The 24996-nt window shown below is 66.6% G+C and carries 22 protein-coding genes; 13 read left to right on the top strand and 9 right to left on the bottom strand.

Annotated elements, in window-relative coordinates; genetic code table 11:
- The first annotated feature begins 16 nt into the window (after window positions 1-16).
- From AB0313_RS19555 to AB0313_RS19575, 5 genes are all read left to right on the top strand, one after another.
- A complete protein-coding gene (locus AB0313_RS19555; RefSeq protein WP_141944219.1) occupies window positions 17-916 on the top strand; it encodes an NAD(P)-dependent oxidoreductase in 900 nt (299 codons plus the stop codon).
- Window positions 917-1086: 170 nt separating this feature from the next.
- On the top strand, window positions 1087-2553 hold the full coding sequence (locus AB0313_RS19560) for a GntP family transporter (RefSeq protein ID WP_366307716.1): 1467 nt from the start codon (window positions 1087-1089) through the stop codon (window positions 2551-2553).
- Window positions 2553-3416 carry a class II fructose-bisphosphate aldolase gene (locus tag AB0313_RS19565; protein ID WP_366307718.1) on the top strand — a complete coding sequence of 288 codons (864 nt, stop codon included), beginning with the start codon at window positions 2553-2555 and terminating at the stop codon, window positions 3414-3416. Before AB0313_RS19560 ends, AB0313_RS19565 begins: the two co-directional genes overlap by 1 nt.
- Before the next feature lie 235 nt (window positions 3417-3651).
- Entirely contained in the window at window positions 3652-5010 is a 1359-nt protein-coding gene (locus tag AB0313_RS19570; RefSeq protein WP_307312040.1) for an acyltransferase, read from the top strand.
- 15 nt (window positions 5011-5025) lie between these two features.
- A complete protein-coding gene (locus AB0313_RS19575) occupies window positions 5026-5355 on the top strand; it encodes a GNAT family N-acetyltransferase (RefSeq protein WP_307312038.1) in 330 nt (109 codons plus the stop codon).
- A 42-nt stretch (window positions 5356-5397) separates the two neighbouring features.
- Here AB0313_RS19575 and AB0313_RS19580 read toward each other — a convergent pair whose 3' ends face one another.
- The gene (locus tag AB0313_RS19580) at window positions 5398-5721 is read right to left on the bottom strand and encodes a hypothetical protein (protein WP_141944209.1); all 324 of its coding nucleotides are present in this window, start codon (window positions 5719-5721) and stop codon (window positions 5398-5400) included.
- A 249-nt stretch (window positions 5722-5970) separates the two neighbouring features.
- Between AB0313_RS19580 and AB0313_RS19585 the strand changes: the two genes are divergently transcribed.
- Window positions 5971-6744 carry an SDR family NAD(P)-dependent oxidoreductase gene (locus tag AB0313_RS19585; RefSeq protein ID WP_307312036.1) on the top strand — a complete coding sequence of 258 codons (774 nt, stop codon included), beginning with the start codon at window positions 5971-5973 and terminating at the stop codon, window positions 6742-6744.
- Here the strand turns inward: AB0313_RS19585 and AB0313_RS19590 are convergent.
- Together AB0313_RS19590 and AB0313_RS19595 are read right to left on the bottom strand one after the other, a co-directional pair.
- Window positions 6712-7836 carry an FUSC family protein gene (locus AB0313_RS19590; RefSeq protein ID WP_366307721.1) on the bottom strand — a complete coding sequence of 375 codons (1125 nt, stop codon included), beginning with the start codon at window positions 7834-7836 and terminating at the stop codon, window positions 6712-6714. The genes AB0313_RS19585 and AB0313_RS19590 overlap by 33 nt on opposite strands.
- Window positions 7837-8095: 259 nt before the next feature.
- Window positions 8096-9685: an MFS transporter gene (locus tag AB0313_RS19595; RefSeq protein WP_141944203.1), complete on the bottom strand. Its 1590-nt coding sequence runs from the start codon at window positions 9683-9685 to the stop codon at window positions 8096-8098.
- 433 nt (window positions 9686-10118) lie between these two features.
- Here AB0313_RS19595 and AB0313_RS19600 point away from each other — a divergent pair, with 433 nt between their 5' ends.
- Window positions 10119-10376 carry a hypothetical protein gene (locus AB0313_RS19600; protein ID WP_141944201.1) on the top strand — a complete coding sequence of 86 codons (258 nt, stop codon included), beginning with the start codon at window positions 10119-10121 and terminating at the stop codon, window positions 10374-10376.
- Between the two features lie 151 nt (window positions 10377-10527).
- On the opposite strand, the gene AB0313_RS19605 is transcribed toward AB0313_RS19600, so the two are convergent.
- Window positions 10528-13053 (bottom strand): ATP-dependent DNA ligase, encoded by a 2526-nt coding sequence (locus AB0313_RS19605; protein ID WP_366307724.1) that lies wholly within the window; start codon window positions 13051-13053, stop codon window positions 10528-10530.
- A gap of 40 nt (window positions 13054-13093) precedes the next feature.
- On the opposite strand from AB0313_RS19605, the gene AB0313_RS19610 reads away from it, so the two are divergent.
- From AB0313_RS19610 to AB0313_RS19620, 3 genes are all read left to right on the top strand, one after another.
- A complete protein-coding gene (locus AB0313_RS19610) occupies window positions 13094-14212 on the top strand; it encodes a Ku protein (protein ID WP_366307726.1) in 1119 nt (372 codons plus the stop codon).
- 144 nt (window positions 14213-14356) lie between these two features.
- The gene (locus AB0313_RS19615) at window positions 14357-15205 is read left to right on the top strand and encodes a class I SAM-dependent methyltransferase (protein ID WP_366307728.1); all 849 of its coding nucleotides are present in this window, start codon (window positions 14357-14359) and stop codon (window positions 15203-15205) included.
- Window positions 15206-15208: 3 nt separating this feature from the next.
- Window positions 15209-15661, top strand: coding sequence for an SRPBCC domain-containing protein (locus AB0313_RS19620; RefSeq protein ID WP_141944194.1), 453 nt, complete (start codon window positions 15209-15211; stop codon window positions 15659-15661).
- A 173-nt stretch (window positions 15662-15834) separates the two neighbouring features.
- Here the strand turns inward: AB0313_RS19620 and AB0313_RS19625 are convergent, their stop codons facing one another.
- The 5 genes from AB0313_RS19625 to AB0313_RS19645 form a co-directional block, all read right to left on the bottom strand.
- Window positions 15835-16113: an HPr family phosphocarrier protein gene (locus AB0313_RS19625; protein ID WP_015935750.1), complete on the bottom strand. Its 279-nt coding sequence runs from the start codon at window positions 16111-16113 to the stop codon at window positions 15835-15837.
- Between the two features lie 65 nt (window positions 16114-16178).
- Window positions 16179-18290 carry a fructose-specific PTS transporter subunit EIIC gene (locus tag AB0313_RS19630; RefSeq protein WP_141944192.1) on the bottom strand — a complete coding sequence of 704 codons (2112 nt, stop codon included), beginning with the start codon at window positions 18288-18290 and terminating at the stop codon, window positions 16179-16181.
- Window positions 18291-18292: 2 nt separating this feature from the next.
- Window positions 18293-19315, bottom strand: a complete 1023-nt coding sequence (locus tag AB0313_RS19635) for a 1-phosphofructokinase family hexose kinase (RefSeq protein WP_307312024.1) — start codon at window positions 19313-19315, stop codon at window positions 18293-18295.
- A complete protein-coding gene (locus AB0313_RS19640) occupies window positions 19312-20118 on the bottom strand; it encodes a DeoR/GlpR family DNA-binding transcription regulator (RefSeq protein ID WP_141944188.1) in 807 nt (268 codons plus the stop codon). The genes AB0313_RS19635 and AB0313_RS19640 overlap by 4 nt, the downstream gene beginning before the upstream one ends.
- Before the next feature lie 228 nt (window positions 20119-20346).
- Complete coding sequence (locus AB0313_RS19645; RefSeq protein WP_366307731.1) at window positions 20347-20604, bottom strand: DUF6458 family protein; 258 nt, start codon at window positions 20602-20604, stop codon at window positions 20347-20349.
- 172 nt (window positions 20605-20776) lie between these two features.
- On the opposite strand from AB0313_RS19645, the gene AB0313_RS19650 reads away from it, so the two are divergent.
- The 3 genes from AB0313_RS19650 (at window position 20777) to AB0313_RS19660 (ending at window position 24815) form a co-directional block, all read left to right on the top strand.
- Window positions 20777-21415 carry a phospholipase gene (locus AB0313_RS19650; protein WP_366307733.1) on the top strand — a complete coding sequence of 213 codons (639 nt, stop codon included), beginning with the start codon at window positions 20777-20779 and terminating at the stop codon, window positions 21413-21415.
- A 178-nt stretch (window positions 21416-21593) separates the two neighbouring features.
- A complete protein-coding gene (locus AB0313_RS19655; RefSeq protein ID WP_307312075.1) occupies window positions 21594-22331 on the top strand; it encodes an HAD-IA family hydrolase in 738 nt (245 codons plus the stop codon).
- Between the two features lie 138 nt (window positions 22332-22469).
- Complete coding sequence (locus AB0313_RS19660) at window positions 22470-24815, top strand: glycosyl hydrolase family 65 protein (RefSeq protein WP_141944181.1); 2346 nt, start codon at window positions 22470-22472, stop codon at window positions 24813-24815.
- Window positions 24816-24996: the final 181 nt, after the last annotated feature.

Genomic DNA, 24996 nt, shown 5'->3' on the forward strand with positions numbered 1-24996 from the left:
TCAACGGAGAGACACCATGACCAGCAACTACACCGTCACCGTCCTGGGCCTCGGCGCCATGGGCCTGCCCATGGCCACCCGTTTGGCCTCCCAGCTGACCGTCCACGGCTTCGACATCGCCGAGCCCCGCCTCAAGCTCGCCGAAGAAGCCGGCATCGCCACCTTCACCACCGCCCGCGAAGCCGCCAAGGGCGCGAACGCCGTCCTCCTGGCCGTCCGCAACGGCGAACAGCTCAACGATGTCCTCTTCGGGGAGAACGGCGTGGCCTCCGTCCTGGAGCCCGGCGCCGTCGTGATCCTGGGCAGCACGGTGGGTACCGACGCCATCCCCGCCACAGTCGCCAAACTGGCCGAATATGGCGTGGACCTGGTGGACGCCCCACTGTCCGGCGGCCCCAAGCGCGCCGGCGAAGGCGACCTGCTGATTGTCGTGGGTGCTTCCCCCGAAGCCCGCGCCAAGGCGGCCCCGGCACTGGACCTGCTGGCCTCCACGCTCACCGTGGTGGGTGACAACCCCGGTGACGGCCAGGCCCTGAAAACGGTCAACCAGCTCCTGTGCGGCGTGCACATCGCCGCCGCCGCCGAAGCCCTGGCCCTCGCCGACGCGCTCGGACTGGACCAGGCCAAGACCCTCGCCGCCCTCGAAGCAGGCGCGGCAGGCTCCTTCATGCTCTCCAACCGCGGCCCCCGCATCCTGGAGGCCTACAACGAGGAAGGCGCCGAGGTCCTCTCCCGCCTGGACATCTTCGTCAAGGACATGGGCATCGTGGGCAAGGCCACCCGTGCAGCCGGCCTGGCAGCCCCCGTTGCCGCTGCGGCCGAGCAGCTCTACCTGCTGGGCCAGGCCCAGGGCCTTGCCGCCGCCGACGACTCCGCCGTCATCAAGGTTGTCGCGCCCGCCAAGCGCACCAAGTAAGCGACCCTTCCGCCCTCGCGGCATAAAAGGGACGACGACGGCGGTCCCCCCTCCGCCGTCGTCGTACCTCCCAGCGTTGCCGGCGCAGTCCCGCAACGTTTAATCCCCACCCCACCATTCCGTGATGCCGCCCTGCCCCGGGGCCGGCCCGTCAAAGGAGACAACTCCCCGTGAACCACCTGATGAGTCCGCTGATACAGCGGGCAGCCGACGCCCCGGCCATCAAGCCCGCCGTTGAGCTGGGCACCCCGGTGCTGCTCACCATCGCAGCGGCGGGCATCGCCATCCTGCTGGTGATGATCATCCGCTTCAAGATCCAGGCCTTCGTGGCCCTGCTCACCGTCAGCATCCTGGTGGCCGTGGCCGCAACCATCCCGCTGCAGGACATCTTCACGGTGGTCTCCAGCGGCGTCGGCAGCACCATGGGCAAGGTTGCCATCCTGATCGCGCTCGGCGCCGTGCTGGGCCGCATGATCGAGGTGTCCGGCGGCGTCCAGTCGCTGGCCGACCACTTCACCCGCAAGCTCGGCGCGCGCCGCGTGGCCGTGGCCCTGACCGCCGTCGGCTTCCTCGTTGCGATCCCCGTCTTCTTCGAGGTGGGCATCATCGTGCTGGTGCCCATCGTGTACGCCTTCGCCAAGATCGCCAAGGTGCACCCGGTCAAGTTCGGCCTGCCCATGGCCGGCATCATGCTTTCCATCCACGTAGCCGTTCCGCCGCACCCGGGCATCGTGGCCGGCGCGGGCGTGCTCGGCGCCGACATCGGGCTCATCGCCCTGATCTCGCTGCTGATCTGCGTGCCCCTGGGCTTCCTGTCCTACTGGGTGGCCTCCATCATGAACCGCAAGGACTACGAACTGCTGCCCGCCGTGAAGGCCCAGGTGGAGGAGTTCGGCTCCGATTCCCCGGTCAAGGTGGGCCACGACGGCCCCGGTGCCGCAGCCATCGCTCCGCCCCGGCCGGGCCTGATCATCTTCCTGATCGCAGCACCCATCGTGCAGATCCTCCTCGGCACGGTTGGCACGCTCGTGATCCCCAAGTCCGATCCCCTCTACGGGCTTGCATCGTTCATCGGCAACCCCTTTCTGGCCCTCTTGGTGGCCGTGGCGCTGTCTTTTTTCCTGCTGGCCGTCCGCCGCGGCTGGTCCTTCCGGGAAACAGGTGAAATCTTCGAAGGCTCCCTGCCTCCCATCGCCTCCATCCTGATGGTGGTGGCCGCCGGCGGCGTGTTCGGCAACGTGCTGCAGGTCTCCGGCATCGGTTCGGCGCTGTCCAAGACCCTGGACACCCTCGGCGTCCCGCTGCTGCTGCTCGGCTTCATCATCTCGCTCGCCCTGCGCGCCGCCCAGGGCTCGGCAACCGTGGCCATCGTGACCACCACCGGCCTGCTGTCCGCGGCCGTCAGCGGCGGCGGCTATAGCCCGGCGCAGATCGCGGTGATCGTCATAGCCATCGGTTTCGGCGCCCTGGGCCTGTCGCACGTCACGGACGCCGGCTTCTGGGTGGTGGTCCGCTACTACGGCCTCACCGTTTCCGACGGCCTGAAGACCTGGACGGTCCTCACCACCATCCTGGGCCTGGCGGGCTTCGTGCTGACCTTCATTGCCTGGATCCTGGTGGGAGGCCTGGGGGTCTGATGCGTACCCGACTGGACCACCTGGTCACCTCCGCCCTACAGCAGGGTTCCGCCGTGCCGGCCTTCACCTGCTACGACTTCACCACGGCGCTGGCCGTGGTGGGCGCCGCCGAGGACTCCGGCAGGGGAGTGATCCTGCTGGTGGCCCCGAAGACCGCCGCCACTGCGAACGGCCTCCGGCTCATCGCGGCGCTGCGCGGACTGGCGGAGGCTGCCGCTGTGCCGGTCGCGGTGCAGCTTGACCACGCGTCGGACCTCAACGTGATGGCCGACGCCGTCGCGGCAGGGGCGGATTCGGTCCTCGCCGACGGTTCGTCCCTTCCCTACGAGGAGAACATCGCGCTGGTCCGGGATGCCCGGGCGCTGCTGGGCCCCGACGTGGTCCTCGAGGCGGAACTCGGCGGCCTGGCCGGCGACGAGGACCGCGCCTTCTCCGCCGGCCAGCCGGCAGGCCAGTCAGGCGTGGACGTGGCAGGCCTGACGGACTCCGCGCAGGTGGAGGACTTCGTATCCCGCACCGGTGCGCAGCTCCTGGCCGTCGCCGTGGGCAACGTCCATGGCAAGTACAAGGGTGAGCCGCGGCTGCGCTGGGACGTGCTGCAGGACATCGCAGCTCGGGTCCACATTCCGCTGGTGCTGCACGGTGCCTCCGGGATTCCGGCCGAAGAGCTGGTCAAAGCCGCCGCCATGAACGTTGGCAAGGTCAACTTCAACACCGAACTGCGGACGGGCGTGCTGGCCACTCTCCAGGATCAGCTTGCCGGCCACCGGGCCGACGGCGAGAACCTGCAGGGCCTGCTGGCCATGTGGAACACGTCGGCCAAGGGCTTTGCCGCCACCACCCTGGCCACGCTGGCGCGGTAGCCGGACCCGCCACAGACGGGAGGCCAGGATCAAGCAGCCGGTCCTGGCCTCCTTTTTGCCGGGCGCAGGTACCTCCGCGCCGCCGTGACGCAGGGCAGCACGCCCGTGCCCGCCGTCGTCCTGGCGCTGCCCGCAGTCCTGCAGTAGGGACTCGCAGGGCCCTATGGTCCTTAAACCCGCCCGCTGCGGGGTGCACAATAGTGCCGTGGGCAGCGTCGAGTCGTTGTAGGCCCCAGTGCGCACCGGCGGGCAGGGGACAGAAACCGGGCCGGACACGGCAAACCGTGATCCGGCCATCGACCTTGTCCGTTTCATCTGCCTGGTGCTGGTGTTGGTGGGGCATTCGATGATGGTCAGCCCCGTCCTGCACCCTGACGGTACCGTGACCACGGAAAACACGCTGGCGATCCAGGACTGGTTCGAGCCCGTCATTTGGATCTTCATGGTGATGCCCCTGTTCTTCGTTACGGGAGGGGTGACGGGGCTGCAGTCCTGGCGGCGGCTCAAGGAGGCCGGCGGCACTGCTGCCCAGTTCATCCGCGCCCGCCTCCTGCGGCTGGTCCGGCCCGCCACTGCCCTGTTGGCCACGATGGCAGTTGGCCTGTCCGTGGCCGGCGTACTCGGCGTGGACCAGGAAGTGGTCCAGCTCATGGCCACCGGCGCCGCCATGCCACTGTGGTTCCTGGCAGCGTACCTCGCCGCGCAGCTGAACATTCCGGTGCTGGCCGCGCTGCATGGCCGGGCCCCCTGGCTGACCCTCGGCCTGCTCACCGCGCTGGTGGTCGCCGTCGACTGCCTGCGCGGCGCACTTCCGGACCTGGCCAATATCAACCTGGTGTTCGTGTGGTGCGCCGTCCAGCAATTGGGCTTCCTGGCCGTGGACGGCCATTTTTCCCGACTCTCGCGCTCCGGCCTGCTGGGCCTGACCATTGCGGCGCACCTGCTGCTGGGCCTGGTGACCGGGCTGGGGCTGTACCGGGGAAACATGCTGGTGAACCTCAATCCGCCCAACCTGACCCTGGTAATCCTGGGCGTTGCGCAACTGGGCGCCCTGGAGCTCGCCCGGCCGGTCCTGGCGCCCCTGGCCCGGGTGGGCTGGATCAGCCGGCTGCTGAGGGTAGCCGGGTCCAGGTCCCTCACCGTATACCTGTGGCACCTGCCCCTGCTTGGCGCCATGTCCGGGTTGCTGCTCCTGGCGCCGATCCCCAAACCGGCCTCCGGCACCGCTGGATGGTGGTGGTCGCGGCCTTTGGTCGTCCTTGCGCTGGTCCTGCTGCTCCTGCCGGTGGCGGCGGCCTTTGGGCACCTGGAGGAACGGACGACGGCGATGCACGCCCTCCGCTGCCGGCCTGCCGTGGCGGGGGCCGCCGTCGTCGTGGTGTTTATCCCGGTGGCGGATGCGGCGCTCAGCGGACTGTCGCTGGGACTGCTCGCAGCCGGCGCTGTTTGTTTTTTGGTGGCAGTGCTTTTGCTGGGCGGCTTTTCGCCGGGGCACCGGCGGATGGCTGTCTCCGGTGGCGGCCGCAAAGCCAGAGCCCACGTCAGAACCCGGGCGAAGAAGGGGAGAAGGGGCATTGCCAGCGGGGTGAAGTAGTGCCAGTGTCAGACCATGACCGAGAACACTGCGTCCGCGGAGGACAAATTCACCGCCAACGTCTCGCTGCGGCGCAACGATGCGCAGCACCGGTACGAGCTCCTGGTGGATGACAGAATTGCCGTGCAGGCCTTCTTCCGCGACCTTCCCGGGCACATCGATTTCACCCACACCGAGACCGGGCAGGACTTCGAGGGCCAGGGTCTCGCTAAAGTCCTGGCCCACTTCGCCCTGGATGACGTGGTGGCCACGGGCAAGCGCATCATTCCGCACTGCCCGTTCATTTCCAGCTATCTGCGAAAGCACGAAGGCTACGAACAGTTCGTCGACTGGCCCCAAGGCTGACGGCTGACAGCGGCGGCCGGCCGCCGGGCGGCGGAAGGCCCGTTAGCTGGCGAGCGCCCGGTCGCTGACTGCCATGGCGGTTCCAGGGTCATCAATGGTGAAACCGCAGGCGCAGCGGTACGTGACGATGCTTTCCGGCACTGATCCGGGCCGCAGGGCGACGACGGAGTTTCCGTCCACGTACACGGGCTGCCGGAGCGGCATCTCCGCGGGGTCGACGCGCTCCATGGGCGTGCGGCAATGCATGCGGGAGTTGAGGGTCAAAAGCAGCCCTGCGTCGACGGGTACTGTGGTGGCCAAAAGCTGCCCAGCTGCCTCATTGCGCTCCCCAAACGCGGCCGGCTGGTGTTCCATTGCGGTGGTCATTATGTTCTTCCTTGGGCTTCTTTCACGGGACCGCCAGCGTTGGCAACCCCGCCGCGAACTGCTTGCGGAGGTTCATCTATCCCCACAAGCAAAGCATGCTTACTAAATGTTGCACAAGTTGCACTTGGGAAAACCTGCACAGGGCACGGTCAACCAAAGGCTCGGCACGCGGCACGCCCAGGCACCTCGCGGCGCCTTCGGGGTGCACGTGCCGGCGCCGGCCCTGGCCTCTGTGGCTAGGCTTGCATCATGACTCCCTCCAGCTCACGGACCACAGCACTCGTCACCGGCGCCAGCGCCGGGCTCGGACACGAATTCGCCAAGCAGCTCGCCGCGCAGGGGAACGATCTGGTGCTGGTGGCGCGCAACGCAGCGCGGCTCGCGGAAACAGCGGAGGAGCTTCGGCGGCAGTATGGAATCACGGTTGAGGTGCTCCCCTCCGACCTGACGCAGGACGAGGACGTCGCCGCCGTCGTCGAACGCCTTCAGGATGCTGCGCGGCCGGTCGGGATCCTCGTGAACAATGCGGGCATCGGGCTGCTGCACAACTTCGAGGACAACCACGCGGAGGACGAGAAGAGGCACCTGAAGCTGCATGCCGAGACCTCCATGATGCTTACCCATGCGGCGCTGCGGGGAATGCTTGAGCGCGGGGAGGGCCGGATTATCAATGTTGCCAGCGTGGCCGCGTTCCTGCCCCGTGGCACCTATTCCGCGGCGAAGGCTTGGCTGGTGAGCTTCAGCCGGTGGGCCAACATGGCTTACCGCCAGCGCGGGATCAAGGTGACCGCTGTCTGCCCCGGGTTCACCCATACCGAGTTCCATGACCGGATGGGGATGGACAAGTCCGTGGCGCCGTCCTGGACATGGCTGCGTGCCGAGCGGGTGGTCCGGGAAGGCCTGGCGGACAATGAGCGCGGCAAGGCGGTGTCCATTCCGTCCAAGCGCTACAAGGCAGTGGCCGCAGTCGCCAAAGTGGCTCCTGCGCGGCTAATGGCGGGGCCGGCGCGGAAGCCGAAGTAGCGGTCCCTGGCCCAGGAAGGCCGGACGCTTCCGTGAACCGGGCCGGCGGACAGCCACCACTACAAGGATTCCCAACAACGCCCCTACCAGGGTCTCCACGGCGCGCTCGAGGATCAGGACCCGCGGTTCGATGGGTGCAGCAAGCTGGGTCATCAGCAGGATGACGGGAGTGAACCAGACCATCGCGAGGCCATAGTGCCTGGTCATGAACAGCTCTGTTGCGAACTGGAAGAGGATCACCAGGAGGGCCAGCACCACGGCCCGGTGTCCCGGTTCCTGCAACGCGGGGTAGAGGGCCGGCAGGCTCCAGGGCCCGGGGAGAAGTACGACGGCGGTGACCGCCAGGCCAATCAGCGTTCCCACGATGCGGTGGACACCCCGCCGGACGCTGCTGGGCAGGTCTGCGCCTGCCAGCGGTACTGCAGCGGCTGCCATTGCCCAGTGCGGATGGCCGCTGCCGCTGATTACGCCCACCGTCCCGGCAGCGCCCACGGCCAGTACATACCGGGCGGCGTGGACCATGAGTTCGCGCCGCCTGGCCGCCGACCGGCGGGGTACCTTCCGGGTGGCTCCGGGCTCCCATGCCCTCCGCCGCACCCAGCCGCTGAATCCGACCAGGATGGAGAATACTGATGATGCGGCCGCAATGACCATGGCCATGTGCCACGGGACCGCGGCAGGCACGGAAGCGCACGCGCCCAGTGCAAGGATGCCGAAGAAGGGCCCGTTCGGCTTCAGCCGCACCCGGTCGGAGTAGATCGAGCCCGCTCCGGCCAGCGTTGCCTCCACGGCAACCAGCCACCACGAGTGGACGTGGTTGACGGACAGCGTTACCCCCACCGCAACGCCACTGAGCAGCACCAGGGCACCCTGGCCCTGGTGGGGGAGCCGCAGCTGATGCGGCTCCGAACGGCCATACATGCCGGTAAGAGCACCGAAGACGGCGTAGATGATCAGGTCCGTGCGGCCAAGGGCGAGCAGGAACAGGGATGGCAACGCGACGCTGAGGGCTACCCGGACCGCCGCAAGGTGGTCATTAGTGGCAGGTTCCAACCGGTGGAGCGCACGTACCTGCTCCACTACGCGCTCCATATCCCGACCTGTCCCTCCAATGCTGTGCTGCGGCTTGCCTCTGTGGCCTCTTGGAAGCTATCACCGGGCGCCGGACCGAGTCATATACCTGCAGTCACACGGGGACATGTCGCGTGGACCTTCGGCTCCGGCAGCCGGCTTGGTATCCGGGCCCGGGACATCCCGCCAACGCAAAGGGCCGCCCCGCGTGCTTCCTTGGGGGGAAGCACGCGGGGCGGCCCTGCGGGCGTGGGCTACAAGTGTGCCCCGAAGGCCGGTGTCAGGCCCCGGCCGGGACTCCGCGGTGTGCCTGCGGGTCGGTGCCGTCCTGGGTCTCGAACGGCAGTTCGTCCAGGTTGATCAGCGGGTTCTCGTCCTGGGTGGCCACCAGTTCCTTTGCCTCTGCCTGGGTGTCGACGCTGGGCATCGACCCCGGGAGGGGGCGGTTGGCGGACTCCTTCAGGAAGTAGATGGCGATCGCACCCACCAGGGACGTGCCCATCAGGTAGTAGGCGGGCATCATGTCATTGCCGGTGGCGCTGATCAGCGCGGCCACGATGAAGGGCGTGGTGCCGCCGAAGATGGCCACGGCGAAGTTGTAGGCGATGCCCATGGCGCCGTAGCGGCTGGACGTGGGGAACTGGGCCGGGAGGGCCGAGGCAAGGTTGGCCACGTAGAAGGTGACAGGGAAGGCGACCAGGGCCAGGCCCGCCAGTGTGGACCAGATCTGCCCAATACCAATCAGCATGAAGGCCGGGATGGCCAGGACGATCGTGCTGATGGCGCCGATCCAGAGCACGGGACGGCGGCCGATCCGGTCGGAGAGCTTGCCGGTAAGCGGGATGCAAAGGCTCATGACGACCAGGACGGGAATCGTCAGCAGTGTGCCGTGCACTTCGTCGTAGCCTTTGGAATCGGTCAGGTAGGTCGGCATGTAGGACGTCAGCGCGTAACCGGCCGTGTTGGCAGCGGCCACCACAACCATGGCAACGATGATCGGCCGCCAGTAGGCCTTGACGATTCCCACGGGGCCCTTGGCCGCGGAAGTGTCATCCGCGGAGGCATTCCTGGCGTTTTCCTCCTGGGCGTCAAGGGTGGCCTGGAACTGCGGCGATTCCTCGATCTTGCTCCGGAAGTAGACGGCGATGAGGCCCAGAGGACCGGCCACCAGGAACGGGATGCGCCATCCCCAGTCCTCCATGGTGCTCTGGCCGAGGGTCAGCTGCAGTACGGAGACCAGGGCGGCACCGATGGCGAAGCCCAGGTAGCTGCCGAGGTCAAGGAAGCTGGCAAAGAAGCCGCGGCGCTTGTCAGCGGCGTATTCACTGACGAACGTGGTGGCGCCCGCGTACTCACCACCCGTGGAGAAGCCCTGGATGACCTTGAGGAGCACCAGCAGCGCGGCTGCCCAGAGTCCGATCTGGGCGTAGCCCGGCAGGACGCCGACGAGGAAGGTGCTGGCGGCCATGATCATCAGCGTGGTGGCCAGGATCTTCTGGCGGCCCATCTTGTCGCCCAGCCAGCCGAAGATCACGCCGCCGAGCGGGCGGGCGATGAAGGTGGCGGCAAAGGTTCCAAGGAGGAACAGCGTCTGCGTGGTGGGGTCGGACTCAGGAAGGAATACCGGGCCCATGGTGGTGATGAGGTAGCCGAAGACGCCTACGTCGTACCATTCCATGGTGTTGCCAACGATGGTTCCGCCCAATGCCTTTTTAAGCATGGGCTGGTCCACCACGTTGACATCGGATTCCTTGAGCCGGCGGCGTGGCAGCAACCTGTGCTTCTTGGCAGCCGCAGCGGCTGACGGGTCGGTTCCGCGGGCGTTCCTGGCGCCTGCTGAAGAGTCGGTCTTGCTTCGGTCTGTGGGCATTTGGGCAACTCCTGTGGAGGTCATTTGCTTGCGACTTGTAGCTGCCCCGCTCCGGGCAGGCCTTCGATTTTACGGGATTTCTCTGGCGTCCGGGCAGTTTGATGGCGTAGAGTGCGCCCTTTTGGGCCCCTTCCCGGGCTTTTCCGGGGCATTTTTGTGCCACCGTTTCCCGCGCTATCACTGGGAAGCAGGCTGCTCAACGGCACTGTTACCAAAAATTTTCCAAGTTGCCCGGTTTCAACCCGTCGATTTCCGGGAAACGGGCCCCAAAGTGACCGCGGCCACCATCCTTGGAGGGGCTTCCCAGCAGGCGCCGAGGTGCCTATGGTAGAGCGATGAACACACTTCTTTCCGGGCTGTAGTCTGCGCGCCCGGACGCTTTTCGTTGGCGGTTCGTTTCAAGGAAGAACGAAGGAAAGAAGGGAAGAACCACATGGGTGAACAGTCCAACCAGTTCCACCTCAAGCCTGAGGTGGCGGACCATCTGGCGGCAGCAATGGATGCGGCCGCAGCACCGGGACCCGCGGCGATCGGCGGCGTTCCGCTGGCCCAGCAAGGCGGCTGGCCCGACGGCTACGGGAAGCGGCGGCATCCGAAAGACGACGGTGCCGGCCACGGGCGGATGGGTCATGAGGCAGCCGTGACAGCGGTTCACCGCACGGGCCGGCCGCAGATGCCACACTCCTCGTAGCCAGGGCGGGAGCGGACCCCTCGACGGCGACCCGCACCTTCAATATCGATTCGCACAGTACTTGGCGCCCACCAAATTCGGTGGGCGCCAAGTAGTGTGCGCGTCATTTCCTGGCATGCGCGTCGAACCTGCAGCACAGCCAAAACGCCCATCAGCTTTCGCGGACCACGTCCGACGGGTCCTTGTCCACGCGCCAGCCCCGCCACCGCGGATGCCGCAGCCTGCCGGGCCCGGTCCACTCGCTGTAGGTCACCTCGCCCACAAGCTCCGGCGTCACCCAGTGGGCGTCCGCGGCATCTGGACGGGGGACTTCGTGGAACGGCGAGGTCTTCCGTCCCAGCCGTTCCACGGTCTGCCGCAGTTCGGTGAGTTCGCGGGTGCTGAATCCGGAACCCACACGGCCCACGTACTGCAGCTTGTTGCCGTCGGGAATCCCCACCAGCAGCGAGCCGACGGTATCCTGGCGGCCGCCCTTTCCCGGCCGCCAGCCGCCCACCACCACTTCCTGGGTCTGCTCCGTCTTGAGTTTGATCCAGGTCCGGGTTCGCTGGCCGCTCACATAGCGGCTGTCCGTCCGCTTGGCCATGATGCCCTCAAGCCCCAGCTCCTGGGCACTTTCCAGCAGGAGGTCCAGGGGCTCCTCCAGCACCGGCGACAGGTCCACGGGGCACTCGGAGCGGCGGAAGAAGTCCTCCAGCCGCTGCCGCCGTTTGCTGAGCGGCAGGCGCCGGAGGTCCTTTCCGTCATCGAAGAGGAGGTCGAACAGCATCAGTTGGACCGGGATCGCAGCCCTGGCCCTGGTGACGTCCGCGGCCCGGGTCAGTTTCATCCTGCCCTGCAGCAGGCCAAAGTCGGGCTTGCCGCCCGGTCCGACGGCGATGATCTCTCCGTCCGCCACGAACGGCTGTGGCGGCCAGCAGGCCCTTTCGGTGAACTCGGGGTAGGTCCGGGTGACGTCGTTGCCGTTGCGCGAAAATATTCTGACTTGGTCCGCGTCCGCCACCAGGATGGCCCGCACGCCGTCCCACTTGAGCTCGTACTGCCATGAGCTGCCCTGCAGATCCGCCGTGGTCCCGGCCGTGGCCATCATGGGCTGGTATTCCAGCGGGTCGGCGGCAGCACCGTCGGCAGCGTCCGGGGCGCTGGCTGGCTCCGCGGCCTCGGCCGGGCCGGCAGCCGGGGCAGGTTCCACGCCGCCGCCATCCCGCGAAGGCTCTGTTCCCGCCCGGGCCGGCTGCCGTCGGCGTCCGCCTGGCTCCTCCTGGTCCATCAGGTGGATCAGCCACTGGCTTTCGGCGTCCTTGCCCTGGCCGCGCCCGGTGTGGATGAGGGCAATCTTTTTGGTGCCGCCCAGCCCGCCATCCGGCGACCCGGCGAGCGTGACGATGACTTCCCTGCCGTTGATCCACTTGTGCAGTTCATAGGTGCCGGTGTCCCAAATAGTCATCTCACCGGCCCCGTACTGCCCCTTGGGAATGGTTCCGTGGAAGGTGAGGTAGTCCATGGGGTGGTCCTCGGTCTGGACCGCCAGGTGGTTCTTGCCGCCGGACTCCGGGACGCCCTTGGGGAGCGCCCAGGATGCCAGGATGCCCTCGTGTTCCAGCCGGAGGTCCCAGTGCAGGCGGCTGGCGTGGTGCTCCTGGATGACAAAGCTGTTGCCCCCGGTTGCAAGGCCCGCAAATGGCTCGGGCGTGGCCTTGGGGTCGCGCATGGAGCGGTATTTGCCCAGGCGCGCGTCGCCGTCGTGCGCTTCCTCCAGGGCAGCGTCAGCGCCGGCCCTCCCCGCTGCAGGCTTGACGACGGCGGCGAACGGGTCCTTGCCGTCCCGCACCCTTTTCAGCACCTCCTGATAGTCAAGATGGGTCAGCTTGGGAGACTCGATTTCCCGCCACGTCCGGGGCGCGGCCACCAGGGGCGTGGGCCGGCCGCGGAGCGAATAGGGGACCACCGTGGTTTTCGCCGCGTTGTTCTGGCTCCAGTCCACCAGCACCTTGCCGCGGCGCAGCGACTTCTTCATGTCGCTGACGGCGAGGTCCGGGTGGTCTGCTTCAAGCGCCCGGGCCAACTCCCGCGCAAAGGCGGAGATCTGCTGAGAGCTCTGGCTCCCGTCCAGCGCCGCATAGAGGTGGATGCCCTTGCTGCCGCTGGTCACCGGGACAGGGTCCAGGCCCACGTCCTGCAGGATGGCCCGCGCCAGGAGCGCCACCTCGCGGCACTCGGGCAGGCCCGCACCGTCGCCCGGGTCCAGGTCCAGCACCAGCCGGTCCGGGTTCAGCTGGGTTCCGTGCGGGTCCACCCGCCACTGCGGCACGTGGATTTCGAGGGAGTTGATCTGGCCAAACCACGTCAGCGTGGCGGCGTCGTTGACCAGGGGATAGTGGATGGTCCGGTCCTTGTGGGTGATGGCGGCCCGCGGCACCCAGCCGGGAGCCGAGTCCTCCAGTTCCTTCTGGAAGAAGACCTCACCGGGCTGGTCCGCCGTGCCCACTCCATTGACCCACCGCTTGCGCGTGGCCGGACGGTTGGCGGCCGCCGGAATCAGGACGTGGGCCACCGCAGCGTAGTAGGCCAGGACATCGGCCTTGGTGGTGCCGGTCTCCGGATAGATGATTTTGTCCAGGTTGGTGAGCGTCAGTTCGCGTCCCGCAACCCGGACACGTTCCCGGCTACCTGCCACGGGGCTTCACCTCCGGCCTGCTCTGATGTTGACTGTATGAATGAGAGCCATCTGGAAAGGTGCCATCGCGTTCGGCCTGGTCAACGTGCCCGTGAAGGTCTACAGCGCCACAGAGGATCATGACATCAGTCTGCACCAGGTTCACAACGCCGACGGCGGCAGGATCCGTTACCAGCGCCGGTGCGAGGTTTGCGGGGAGGTGGTGGACTACTCGGACATCGAGAAGGCCTTCGACGAGGACGGCCGCACAGTGGTCCTGTCCAAGGATGAGCTCAAGTCCATTCCCGCCGAGAACAGCCACGAGATCGAAGTGGTGCAGTTCGTCCCGTCCGAGCAGCTCGAGCCCATGATGTTCGAGAAGAGCTACTACCTGGAGCCGGATTCCAAGTCGCCCAAGGCCTACGTGCTGCTGCGGCGCGCCCTGGAGGACACGGACCGGGTGGCCATCGTCCAGTTCGCTTTGCGGGAAAAGACCCGGCTGGGTGCGTTGCGGATCAAAGACGACGTTTTGGTGCTGCAGTCCCTTCTGTGGCCGGATGAGGTGCGGGAGGCGAAGTTCCCGTCACTGGAAGCCGACATCAGGATTTCCGCGCAGGAACGCGACATGTCGGCGGCGCTGGTGGAGTCCATGGCCGGGGACTTCGAGCCCGATTCCTTCACGGACGAGTACCAGGTGCAGCTCCGCCAGCTCATCGACGCCAAGCTCGAACAGGGCGAATCCCTGGACACAGGGGAGACCTTCGGCGTGGAAGCCGGCGAGGGCGGCAAGGGTGAAGTCATCGACCTCATGGAGGCCTTGAAACGGAGCCTGGACAGGAAACGCGGCGGGGAGGGTCCATCGGCCACCGGAACTGCCGACGAAGCGGACGACGGGAAGGGGGACGCCGAGGAGGAGGAAGCCAAACCGGCCCGCAGGTCGTCAGGCACCAAGGCTTCGGCGGCCAAGTCTTCGGGGACCAGGGCTGCCGCGAAGACCGGCACGGATGATTCCGGGCCTGCCGCCAAGTCGGCCACGAGATCCACCGCCACGAAATCCACGTCCGCAAAGTCCACAGCCTCCAAGTCCACGGGAAGCAAAGCGGCGGAAACCAAATCCACCGGCTCCAAGACCGCAGCCAAGCCGGCCGCCAAGACCACCAGGGCGCGCAAACCGGCCTGACGGGCGGCGGGTACCCGCCAATCATTGCCCGGCCCCACCCTTTACAGGCGCCTGCAACGCGCCCACAATGAGTCGCATCACAGCCTCCGCTGTGCCAACAGCGCGCTGTCACCATCCTCGGCGGACATGAAAAGGGGCGCGGACATGAGCGATCAGACAGACGTTGCGGGGGCGGAGGCGGACCGGGAACTCAAGAGGAAGCACCGGGCCATGTGGGCGTCAGGGGATTACCCCGCCCTTGCCGACGAGATGCTCCTGGAACTGGGTGCCGTCCTGGTGGAGGCCTGTGGCATCAAGTCCCGCCAACGGGTCCTGGACGTAGCGGCGGGAACCGGCAACGCCGCAATTCCGGCGGCGATGATGGGTGCCAAAGTGGTGGCCACCGACCTCACCCCCGAGCTTTTCGAAGCGGGACGCAAGGAAGCTGCGAACCGGGGCGTCAGCCTGGAGTGGCAGGAAGGCGACGCCGAAGCCCTCCCATTCGAAGACGCGGAGTTCGACGTGGTGATGTCCTGCATTGGCGTGATGTTCGCACCCCACCATAAGGCAGCTGCGGACGAACTGCTCAGGGTCTGTAAACCCGGCGGTTCCATCGGGCTGCTGTGCTGGACCCCGGAAGGATTCACCGGTCAGATGTTTGCCGCCCTGAAGCCGTTCGCTCCGCCGCCCCCGCCCGGCACCCAGCCTGCGGCGTTGTGGGGGAGCGAGGACCACATCCGAGAACTGATGGGCGAAAGAATCACCGACGTCCACACCCGGAAGCAGAACCTCACCGTGAGGAGCTTCCACCAGCCCGCTGACTTCGTCCGCTATTTCAAGTCCCACTACGGCCCCATCATCTCCGTCTACAAATCCCTCGGCGAGGACCAGGACAAGGTCAAGGCCCTGGACACAGCTCTCACCGATCTTGCCGATTCCTTTGGCGACGCGCACGGTGATACGCCCTTCCAAATGGAATGGGAGTACCTGCTCTTCACGGCGAAAAAGGCCTGAACCATGGCGGAAAACCACGTGGCCACCTCCGTCACCACCATCGAGGCCCCACCGGAGCGCGTGTGGGAAGTGATGACCGACCCAGCCGCGGTGAAGGAGTTCATGTTTGGAACCACGCTGGAGACGGACTGGAAGGTGGGGAGCCCCATCACCTGGCGGGGTGAGTGGGAGGGGAAGGCCTACCAGGACAAGGGCCGGATCCTGGCGGTCGAACCGGGGCGGAAACTGGTCCACACCCACTTCAGCCCGCTGTCCGGGCAGGAAGACAAGCCGGAAAACTACCACACGCTTGACTGGTCGCTTGAGGACCGCGACGGCGCCACCCGGCTGACCCTGGCGCAGGACAACAATCCCAGCGAAGAAGCCGCGATGCATTCCAAGGGCATGTGGGACATGCTTCTGGCGGATGTGAAGGCGCTCGCCGAACGCACCCCCCGCCCCGCTCCTCCAAACTGACTCGCACTGTTGTCGTTTTGAAGGGTGAAAACGACAACTAATGCGACCTGCTTGGGTGAGGCGCGGTGAAGGCGCCAGACGCTTAAAGCCAAGCGGCCGCCGTCGGGGCTTCTCCCATGAAGGGAAAGCTCGACGGCGGCCGCGCGGGTTGGTGCCGCTAAGCGGCGAAGCTGCTACTCGGCGTCGTGATCTGTTTCCAGGATCTGCACCAGGCGCTCCAGCGCATCGTCCGCGCCGGCACCTTCTGCTCGGAGGACCACCACGTCGCCGTGTGAAGCACCCAGGCTCATGAGGGAGAGGATGCTGGCGGCATCCATGGCCTCGTCGGCCGGCTCGCCTTCACGGGCGATGGTGATGTCCAGGTCGAACTCTCCGGCAGCCTCTGCGAAGATGGCGGCCGGGCGGGCGTGCAGGCCCACGCGGCTGGCAACGGTTGCGGTGCGTTCTGGCATTTTTGCTCCTTTGTCTTTCGGCGTGCTGGGGGTCCAGCGGCCGGTGAGGTGTGTGGCCTGCCGGCTCAGACGGTTACGGGAACCGGTTCAACCGTATCAACGGTCTTCTTGACTGCCCAGCGCTTCAGCGCGATGACGGACAGCGCCGTGACGACCGTGCCGACGATGATCGACACGACGAACATCAGGAAGTTGTCGATGGCGAAGAAGACGAAGATTCCGCCGTGGGGTGCCTTGGATCCGACGCCTGCCGCCATGGAGATGGCTCCGGTCACTGCGCCGCCCAGCATGCTGGCGGGGATGACGCGCAGGGGATCGGCCGCGGCGAACGGGATGGCGCCTTCGGAGATGAAGGACGCACCCAGCAGCCACGCTGCCTTGCCGTTTTCCTGCTCAGCGAGGCTGAAGAGCTTCTTGTTCAGCACGGTGGAGGCGAGGGCCATGGCCAGCGGGGGAACCATGCCGGAGGCCATGACCGCGGCCATGATCTGCCACGGGGCCTGGTTGTCGATGGTTGCCGCGCCGAGGCCGGCGACGGCGAAGGAGTAGGCAACCTTGTTGACCGGGCCGCCGAGGTCGAAGCACATCATGAGGCCCAGGATGACGCCGAGCGCGATGGCGCCGGCACCGGTCAGGCCGGACAGCCAGCCGTTCAGGCCCTTGGTGATGGCCACGATCGGGCCGCCCAGGATGAGGAACATCAGGCCCGACGCCACCAGGGATGCCAGCAGCGGGATGATCACCACGGGCATCAGGCCACGCAGCCAGCGGGCTACCTGCAGGCGGCCCACCACATGGGCGATGTAACCGGCGAGGAGGCCACCGACGATGCCGCCGAGGAAGCCGGCTCCCATGAACCCGGCCACTGCACCGGCAACGAAGCCGGGGGCGATGCCCGGACGGTCAGCGATCGCGTACGCGATGTAGCCGGCCAGCGCCGGGACCAGGAAGCCCAGCGAGAGTGCACCGATCTTGAACAGGACCGCACCCAGGTAGGCACCCAGCGGACCCCAGGCGTTGTCAGGGAACTCGGTGGGCAGGTTGAACAGGCTGTTCTGGACGACGATCGTGTCCGCGTACTTGGTGATCAGGTAGCCGCCCATGAGGAAGCCGAGGGCGATCAGCAGGCCGCCGCCGGCCACGAACGGAATCATGTAGCTGACACCGGTCAGGAGGGCTTTCTTGAGCTTCTGCCCAATGTGCTCGCCCTTTTCCTCGGCCTCATGCTCGGCCTGTTCCTCAGCGCCGAAGTGCGGGACGCGGCGGGCGTGCGGGTTGTCGGCAGCAGCGAGAGCCTCCTGGACCATCTTGTCCGGCTCGTCGATGCCGCGCTTGACCGGGGCGTTGACCACCGGCTTGCCGGCGAAGCGCTCCTTGCCGCGCACATCCACGTCCACCGCGAAGATGACGGCGTCCGCGGCGGCGATGACTGCGGGGTCCAGGGCCTTGGCGCCGGAGGAACCTTGGGTCTCCACCTGGAGGTCAACGCCAACTTCCTTGGCGGCTGCCACCAGTGAATCGGCTGCCATGTAGGTGTGGGCAATGCCGGTGGGGCATGCTGTTACGGCCACCAGGCGCTTTGGGCCGCGGGCGCCGGAGCCTGCGGGCGCACCGGAGGAAGCGGATGACGGGGACGAACCCACAGCACTCGCACCACCTGCCGCGCCAACACCGGCGGCCACTGGAACTGAATCGGCCGGAGCGGCGGCAGCGTGCGCCGCCGGCTTGTCCGCCAGGGCGCCGTCCACGAGCTCCACGATTTCAGCCTCGGAGGAGGCGTTGCGCAGGGCCGCGGTGAAGTCCTTCTTGATCAGGGACCGGGCCAGCTTGGAAAGCAGCTTCAGGTGCTCCTGGTCCGCCCCGTCCGGAGCGGCGATGAAGAACACCAGGTCAGCCGGGCCGTCCTTGGCGCCGAAGTCAACCTTCGGGTTCAGGCGGGCCATGGCCAGGGTGGGTACGGTGACGGCGGCAGAGCGGCAGTGCGGAATGGCAATGCCGCCGGGGATGCCGGTGGCCGTCTTCTGCTCGCGGGCGAAGGCGTCCGCGAAGAGGCCTTCAATTTCAGAGGCGCGTCCGGCGGCAGCTACCTTGCTTGCCAGATGCCGGATCACCGACTCGGGCGCGTTGCCCAGGTTCTGGTCGAGCTCGACCAGTTCCGTGGTGATGAGCTGGGTCACTGTCAATCCTTTCGAAGGGCCGTGATGGTTACGGCATCCGGGGTGGTTTGGTTTACTGCCGGAACTGTGGAGCCCGGCAGCGAGGCAGCGGCGGCACCGTGGGCCACCGCCTGACGAAGGCAGTCGGCGGGGGCGGCGCCCCGGCCGTGGGCGAGCAGGTAGCCGGCAAGTGCGGAGTCGCCCGCACCCACCGTGCTGACCGCGGCGACCGGCGGGTGCGTGGCCAGCCACGCGCCGTCGGCCGTTACCAGGACAGCTCCCTTGGAACCGAGAGTTGCCAGCACTGCACCCACGCCGGAACGTACGACGGCTGCTGCGGCGGCTGCCGCAGCAGCGGGGTCCGCTTCCAGTTCGTCACCGGAGGCCGGGGTGAAACCGGCGGCTGCGGCCAGCTCCGCCAGTTCCTCGGCGTTGGGTTTGAGGAGGTCCGGTTTCCCGGAACCCGTGGTTGTTCCTCCGGAGACGGTGCTGTCCCCGGAGGTTCCGCTGTCGGTGAGGGCAGCGGCGAGGGGCGCCCCGGAGGAGTCGACGGCGATCAGCGGCGCTGTGCCGTTGCCCGCCTCCCGGATCCGCCGGGCCACCGTGGCGTAGAAGTTGTCCGGGAATCCCGGCGGCAGCGAGCCGGCCAAAACCACCCAGCTGGCGCCGCGGGAGCTTTCCAGCAGCAGCTTGATGAGCGCTTCCTGCTGGTCAGCAGCCAGGACGGGGCCCGGTTCGTTGATCTTGGTGGTCACGCCACCGGGCTCGGTGAGCGCCACGTTGGTGCGCAGCGGCTCGTCGATGGGAAGGGACACGAAGGGAACGGCGCTTTCCCGCAGCCCGGCCAGGACGGGGTCACCGTCTGCGCCGGGAAGGACGGCAAGGGATTCCAGCCCGGAGGCCACCAGGGCGCGGGAAACGTTGACTCCCTTGCCGCCGGACTCCTGGCGGACGGAGAGAGCGCGCTGCACTTCGCCGCGTTCCAGGGGCCCGGGGAGGGCTACCGTCCGGTCCAGGCTGGGGTTGGCCGTGAACGTGACGATCATGCGACCACCACGTCTACGCCGGCATCTTCCAGGGCGGCTGCGAGTTCAGGTCCGGGTTCACTGTCTGTGATCAAGGTATCCAGATCTTTCAGGGAGGCGAACTGGACCAGGGTTTCCGTGTCCAGCTTGGAGGAGTCGGCCAGCACCACAATGCGGCGTGCCGACTGGACGAAGGCTGCCTTGACGGCTGCTTCTTCAGGATCGGGAGTGCTGATGCCAAAGGTGGCGTGGATGCCGTTGGTGCCGATGAACGCGATGTCCGGGCGCAGCCTGGCGGCGGCATCCACGGTTGCCTGGCCTACGGCCACCTGGGTGATGCCGCGTACCCGGCCGCCCAGGATCTGCAGGGCTATACCGGGAACGTGGGAGAGTTTGCTGGCGATGGGTACTGCGTGGGTGATGACTACCAGTTCGTGCTGCTGCCCGTTTCCGTCGGAAGGTTCGCCGGCGGTGCGCCGGGCCAGCATGTCTGCCAGCACTTCGGTGGTGGTGCCGCCGTCCAGCAGGACACTGGCGGTCGAGTTCCGGGGAATCAGTGCGAGGGCGGCTTCGGCGATCCGGATTTTCTGGTCCGGCCGCTGGATGGCCCGTTCGGTGACGCTTTCCTCGGTGGTGCTGAAGCGGTCTGCCGCCACTGCGCCACCGTGGACCCGCCGTACGGTTCCGGCGTTTTCCAGGGCTGCCAGGTCCCGGCGCACGGTTTCGGTGGTGATGCTGAAGCGCTCAGCCAGCAGGGTCACGCTGACCCGGCCGCTGCCGGCTACAAGCTCGGCAATCTTTTGCTGGCGCTCTTCGGCGAACACTTACCCTCCGTTGCGTAGCTGCTCTCGTGATCTGCATCACTCTCGTGTTGAGTTACTTGACTTTATCTTTGCTTCTGTTGGTTTGTCAATGGAAACCAACATGAAACAAGATTCCTTGTCACTTCCCCTGTAGCGGGCGCAAAAAAGCCGGGCCGGACGCCTGTGGTCCAGCCCGGCTCTTCGGCCCGGCGGTGCCTTTGCAGGGAATTGGTCCCGTTCCGCTTGAGGTCAGATGCCGCCGTCGCGGGTTTCCTGCCGGGTGATGCGTTCACCGGTGTTTGGGTCGATTACGGAGCGGGACTCGCTCACCCGCCTGCTGCGGCCGGGCGAGGCGAGGATAAGTGATGCAATCAGCCCGACCACGCCGACGGCCATCAGGATGTACCCCACCAATTGCTGGTCCACAAAGGGAATCAGTCCGGGAGTCACTGCCCAGGCGAGGATGGCGCCGAGGGCGATAAGGAAGATTGACGAACCGATTCTCATGACCTGCTCCTTACGGCCGCTTCCATGTGCGGCGCTGGTATGGCGTTACGGAAGGGTGGTGCGTACTGCAAAAAAGCTAAGCCTGCTGTCTGTCACGCGTCACGCTACCGCCCGGGGGTTCCGGATTCAATGACCCGGCCGGGAAGCTCACCTGCGTCGCTAGGCTTGACCAGTGGAAACAGTTGTGTGGTCCAAGCCGGAAGGCCAGCGTGCCGGCACCCCCTTAGTGGTGATGATGCACGGGTACGGCACGGATGAGTCGCGGATGGTGCGCCTGTTCGGGCACCTGCCGGAGGAGTTCACCTATGCGGCACTGCGCGCACCAATGCCCATCGGCGACCACTGGGGCTGGTTCCTGCTCGACTACTTCCTGGCCAACGACTTTGCGGATGTCATCTCAGCCGCCAATGCTGTGCAGGCATGGGTCAAATCCGTGAGGGATCAGCACAGCAGCGTCAGCCTCATGGGTTACTCGCAGGGGATGGCCATGGCCAGCACGCTGCTTAGACTGCACCCGGATGACTACAAGGCTGTGGTGGGGCTGTCCGGCTTCGTCCTCAAGAACGAACTCCTCTCGGTGACCGACTCTTTCGAGGCCAGGCCGCCCTTCTTCTGGGGCCGGGACAAGGCGGACCTGGTGATCAACGACGATGCGGTCGCCTATACCGCTGAATGGCTGGAAAGCAACACGCTGCTGACCGCCCGGACGTACCCCGGAATGGGGCACGCCATGTCCAGGACGGAGATGGTGGACGTCGGCGCTTTCCTCCGTTATTACGTGCTCCGGCAGGGCGGTCCAGGAAATGCCTAAGCACTGATAAAAAACAGTTGCAAGTCAAAACTGCAAGCGCTTACACTCGTCTACGGCCATGATCGGTCCTGCAGTGGGCGGGCAAGGAGGCGATGCTATGCGTACGCGCGCAGGGCACCTCCTTCAGGCTGCCCGGCAGGGCCGGCTGTCCGCAAACCGAGAGGACACCGCACTGCCGATGACACACCAAACTGCAGCTGATACTGCCGCCTGGACCAGCGCCGCAGCAATCCTGTTTGACTTGGACGGGGTGCTGACGCCCACAGCAACCGTGCATGAGCGTGCCTGGCAGGAACTCTTCGACGGTTACCTGGCCTCGCGGCCCGGCGTCCCCGGGTACCGCGAAAGCGACTATTTCGACCATATCGACGGCAAGCCCCGTTTCGATGGCGTCCGGGACTTCCTGGCCTCCCGCGGGATCACCCTGCCGGAAGGCCCGCTGGATGACGACCCCGCCAACGACACCGTCCATGGCCTGGGCAACCGGAAGAACGCGGTCTTCAATGACATCGTGAGCGCCGGAGTCGAGCCGTTTGAAGGCTCGGTACGTTTCCTCCAGGCCGCGCTGGACCTCGGACTCAAGGTCGCCGTCGTATCCTCCTCCCGGAACGCCCCCGCAGTCCTGAAAGCCGCCGGGCTCAGCCACCACTTCGCCGTCGTGGTGGACGGGATGGTGGCCGCTCAGCATGGCCTGCCCGGCAAGCCGAGTCCGGCCACCTACGAGTACGCGGCCAAACTGCTGGACCTGTCCAGCTCCGAGTGCGTGGTCGTAGAGGACGCCGTGTCCGGCGTGCAGGCAGGGCACGCTGGATCGTTCCATGCGGTTATCGGCGTGGACCGGGGAGCGGGGCGGCAGACCCTTCTGGATGCCGGCGCCACCCTGGTTGTCAGCGACCTCCAGGAACTCATTCCCTAAACCCTTCGTCCAGCCCCCGTTGCCTTCCCCGGGCAACACTGCGGCTTCCCCGTGCAGCACGCAGCCGAGTACCCATTCCCCCAGAATTCCTGCTGCCGGCAAGCCCGGCAGCACAGCAAGGCCAAAAGGACCCCCACCATGGCACTGATTACCGCGGACCGCGAACGGTTCCCCGACACCCCCTGGCAACTCGTTGAAACCCGCTACGAACATGACGGCGCGGGAGCGCTGGAGACCCTGTTTGCCCTGGGAAACGGGCACCTGGGTATCCGCGGCGCCCATTGGGCGGCGGCGGACGCCGAACTGCCGGGCAGCTTCATCAATGGACTCCACGAGATCTGGGACATCAAGCACGCCGAAAACGCCTTTGGGTTTGCCCGGACGGGGCAGCGGATCCTCTACATCCCGGACGCCAATAACTTCGTCGTGGTAGTGGACGGGGAGAGCCTGAGCCTGGCCGAATCGGAGGTTCTCGACTACCGGCGGACAGTCGACTTCTGCACGGGAATCTACGAATGCCGCATCACCTGGCAGTGCCGTTCGGGCGCCACGGTGACAACCACCGAACGGCGGGCGGTGGGCTTTGCATCCCGGGGCAGCCTGGGCATCTCACTTGAGGTGGCTACGGACCGGCAGGTATCACTGGACGTCACCTCCTCGGTGATCAACCGCCAGGACCAGCCGGTGGAGGACCACTCCGTGCATGACCCGCGCCGCGCCGGCCGGCACGCGGGACGTGTGCTGCTGCCCCTGCGGCTCGATGGCGGCGACGGGTCCTTGCGCCTGTCGTGGGAGGCGGCCGAGTCCAAGCAACAAGTGGGCATCGCCGTGGACCACTGGACCTCCGCCGGGCACCAGCCGTTCGAGACCCTGGTTGACCAGGACGACAGCAGCGTCCGGTACGTGCTCGCGGTGGATGCCGACGAGCCGTTCCGGCTGGAAAAGAGCGTCAGCTACGCCGCCGGCCGCACCGTGCAGGACCCGGACATCGACGCGGCCGCGGTGGCGGAAGAGGGCCTGCGCACGGTGAATGACGTCTTTGCCGAAAGCGAGGCGCACTTCCGCCGTTACTGGGCCACCTCCGACGTTGTGGTCGAGGGCGGCCGGCCCGGGTTGCAGCAGGCCATCCGGTGGAACCTCTTCCAGCTGGCCCAAGCCACGGCCCGGGCCGATGTTGCCGGCATCCCCGCCAAGGGCGTGACCGGATCAGGCTATGAAGGGCACTACTTCTGGGACCAGGAGGTGTATCTGCTGCCGTATCTCACCTACACCAATCCCGACGGCGCCCGGCAGGTCCTGGAGTTCCGTCACGGGATGCTTCCCGAGGCTAAGATCCGCGCCAAGGAACTGAGCATGGATGGAGCGTTGTTCCCGTGGCGCACCATCAACGGGCTGGAGGCCAGTGCATACTATGCCGCGGGCACAGCCCAGTTCCACATCGCAGCCGCCATTGCGTTCGCCACCAACAGGTACCTCTGGGCTACCGGCGATGCCGCCTTCGGAGAGGGAATGGGCGCCGAACTGCTGATCGAAACTGCCCGGATGTGGATTTCCCTCGGCTTTTTCGGCAAAGACGGACTCTTCCACATCCACGGCGTCACCGGTCCCGATGAATACACCGCCGTGGTCAACGACAACCTGTACACCAACGTGATGGCCCGTTTCAATCTGCGTGCCGCGGCCGCCCTGGAGCACGCCGAAATCACGCCGGAGGAGCGCCAACTCTGGGAAGCTGCCGCCAAACGGATGCAGCTGCCGTTCGATGACCGCATGCAGGTGCACTCGCAGGACAACGACTTCATGACCCTGGAGCCCTGGGACTGGACCACTCCCCGGTCCAAGTACCCGTTGCTCCTGCATTTCCACCCGCTTGTGATCTACCGCCACCAGGTACTCAAGCAGGCGGACACGGTCCTGGCCATGTTCCTGCAGTGGCAGGACTTCACCGCAGAAGAGAAACACCGTGCCTTCGACTTCTACGATCCGCTGACCACCGGAGACTCAACCCTGTCCGCCTGCGTGCAGGGAATCATGGCGGCCGAGGTGGGTTACTCCCAAGAGGCGCTGGACCACTTCACCAACGCGGCATTCATTGACCTCGATGACACCCACGGCAACACCATCGATGGCGTACACATTGCCTCCACCGGGGGAGTGTGGAGCTCGCTGGTATGCGGGTTCGCCGGCCTCCGCGACCAGGGGGAGGTGCCGTTCTTCGACCCGCGCCTGCCTGCCGAATGGCATGGCTTGGCCTTCCATCTGAAGATCCGCGGGCGCCTGCTGCTGGTCCGCCTTGCCCCCGGCTCCATCACGCTCACCGTGCAGGAGGGCGCCCCTCTGGAAGTGGACGTCCGAGGGCAGCGGCTGGTGGTGGGCGGGGATCCCGTCGAGGTGCCCTTGGCGCCGGTCCCGCAGCCGGAGCCCACCGTGTTCCCCAGCGGCCTGCCGACGGCAAGCATCCCGGTGGTGCGCGGCAACAGCTGACCCAAAATGCCCGACGGCGGCCCGGCTGATAGTTCCGCGGGCCGCTTGGCTTCCTTCCGCCGTCGTACGTTCCTTCGGCGCTTATCCTGCCAGGAGGGTGGCGGCTTCCTGGCGGGTGGTGCCGGAGTCCTGGATGCCGTCGGCGATGTGGGCGAGTTCGGCGGGGATGTCGCGTCCTTTT

This window comes from Pseudarthrobacter sp. NPDC080039 (assembly GCF_040702335.1).
Lineage (GTDB): Bacteria > Actinomycetota > Actinomycetes > Actinomycetales > Micrococcaceae > Arthrobacter > Arthrobacter enclensis_A.